Annotated in this window: 1 protein-coding gene; it reads right to left on the bottom strand. The window is 66.6% G+C overall.

What is annotated here, in order from left to right:
- Nucleotides 1–378: 378 nt before the first annotated feature.
- The gene (locus tag VM221_00415) at nt 379–2,331 is read right to left on the bottom strand and encodes a DUF6785 family protein (GenBank protein HUT73281.1); all 1,953 of its coding nucleotides are present in this window, start codon (nt 2,329–2,331) and stop codon (nt 379–381) included.
- Between the last annotated feature and the right edge of the window lie 228 nt (nt 2,332–2,559).

The following is a 2,559-nucleotide window of genomic DNA, read 5'->3' on the forward strand; positions in this document are numbered from 1 at the left end:
CAATGGGACGGGCGTCGGAGCGCACTGCGAGAGCGATTTCGGACGCCTCTACGCTTATCAAACGGCCTTGAGACTCATCAAGGTAGGAATCGAGACGAGAAGAAGGCTTGCGGTAGCGCATCCGGATGAATGGTTATCGCCCCGGAACGGATGAGTGCTATCGTGCCGCGAACGGGAGAGTGCTTCGGGACATCAGACACTGGGACGGACGGGCACGCCGGGCCAAGGGTTTCAGCGAGAATGTCACGAGACCCCGTATGGCAGCAAAGGGGCGCCGGCCTACAGAAACCGATCCCCGCGCGCCGGTTCCATTGACGCTTGACAAGGACAACCCGCCGGCAATGACTCGCCGGCCGTGTCTGAGGGCCGCGTCCGGCATCAGAACCAGCTCGGCAGTTGGCCGAGATCAGGCATCAGCAGGCCCAGCGTCGCCGTCAGGATGCCCGCTCCCGCGTAGTGTCCCAGCGCCAGCCCCAGGAACGCCGGGATCAGCCGCCGGAACAGCGGCATGCCGCCGATCCACAGGATCAGCGCCTTCAGCACCCACGCTTCGAGGAACCCGAACCAGTAGGGATTGCCCTCGCCCCAGCAGGTCGCCGCTAGGTAGCCGATGGGGCTCAACGCCCAGAAGCGGCTGCCCATGCGCAGCGCCAACAACCCCAGCGTCACCAGCGCTCCCACGCCCGCGGCCGCAGTCTGCGTGTACCGCGGCGGCGTCGGGTCCTGCAAAGCGTTCGTCATTACCCCGTATTCCTGGAAAGCGATCATCGCGTTGAAGCTGCCCTGGGTGCCGCCGTGGAAAACGTTAAGCTCACCCCAGCGGAACATGGCGGTGATGTGCGCCCAGAAGTTACCGAGAATGCCGATGGCGATGGCAGCGAGGACGGCGTACAGCATCCGGCGTTGGCGCACGCCGACTGCGTCGGCCAGCTTGAACGACTCGATTTGGCTTTCCGCCAGCGTGGTCGGCAGCCAGAAGCGCCCCAGCCAGTTGAGGGAGGACAACAGCACGAAGCCCTGGATCCCGCCCATCGCGAGCAGCCCCTTGACGCCGAAGGCGTTGGACAGCGTTGCGGTCGCCATGCCCCAGGGCACGAGATGGAAGGGCACCCCGGCCTCGGCACGGATGCGCGCGCCGACCAGGGCGAAGCAGATGATGACGAAGAAAAAGGGGGCGGCGATGGCAAGCGACATCCCGGCCAGCCGGCACCAGCCCAGCAGCAGCGCGAGGGATGCGAATAGCCCCCATACCGCCCAGCGCAAGGGCAAGGGGTGGTTGTCGGCCGGCGCCGGGCCGCGCCCGAAAGCGGCGCGCAGGGCGGACGCGATGTCCCGGCGCGCCATCCACAGCAGCGCCAGCGCCATAGCGATGAAACCGCCGGCGGCCTGCTCCTGCATGTAGGGGAAGCCGCCAGTGCGATAGCCCAGGATGAAGCCAAAGTGCTTCACCAGCTTGACGACGACGAAGATGAGCCACACCGAGAGGCTGATATCGAGCGGCACCAGGTAGGCGAGGCCGACCACCTGCGGCAGGTGGAACAGCAGCACCGGCTGCAGGCCCTCCCACGGGCCCACGAAGTAGGGGCTGAGGTTGGTGTAGAAGCCCGGGGTGGGCACTGACGGCGCAACCGCATGCAGCACCCGCAATGCGTTGAACAGGAACGCGGCGCCGAAGCCGATCCACATCAGGGGATCGGCGAAAAACGACGGCCGGCGGCCGTCGAGCATCGCCAGCGGCAACTGCACCAGGGGGAAGGTCAGGCGCTCCCCTTCGGTCCACTGGCGGCGCAGCAGCGTCAGCAGGCAGATGAAGACGCCGGCGAGGGCGAGCATGAAGAGGCTCCAGCGCAGCATGGGCAGCGCGTAGGCGCCCCAGGGCACGACCGCGCCGGGCACGCCCTCGTACTCGCCGCGGATGACCGCGGGGTCGTGCGGATACCACCAGGCGGGGAGATAGTGCTGGTAGTCGGCGAACTGATTCTCGGGGCTGGCGTAGTAGAAGAGGGCGCCCTGAAAAGGCATCAAAGCGCGCACGCCCACCAGCCCCGAGAAGTTGAGGGCGAAGCCGACCATGACGAAGATGACGACCAGCTCGGCCCCCGACAGAGTCCAGCGCGCCCCACGGTCCCGCAGTAGGAAGTTCGCCGCCAGCAGGAGCGCGAGAAAGAGCAGCGCGGGCAGCGGCGGCACGCCGGTCGCTACCCAGATGCCGGTGCGCAGCTCCAGCTCGCGCATCCACAGCAGGGACACGGCGATGAGCACCGCACCGATGACGACGGCGCGCGGGCGGAACAAAGGCCGCACCGATCGGCTGTCGTCGCGTTGCGTCACGTCGCCTGAGTTCGCCGCAGCGGCCGCTTGTTCCTCCGCATGCCGCGGGCGCATCGCCGGGCTCACCAGCGGGGCACAGGTATTGGCCTAGCCTATAGTTCAGCCATTTTTGTAGGCAGAAAGTGAAGGGGCAGAACGTGAGAGGTCTATGCCCTCGCGCGGCCAAGGGTTGTTTATTCGAACATCCCAGCCGACGAGGTCATAGCCCATGTCACAGCCCCTCGTTCT

It is taken from the genome of Armatimonadota bacterium (assembly GCA_035527535.1).
Lineage (GTDB): Bacteria > Armatimonadota > Hebobacteria.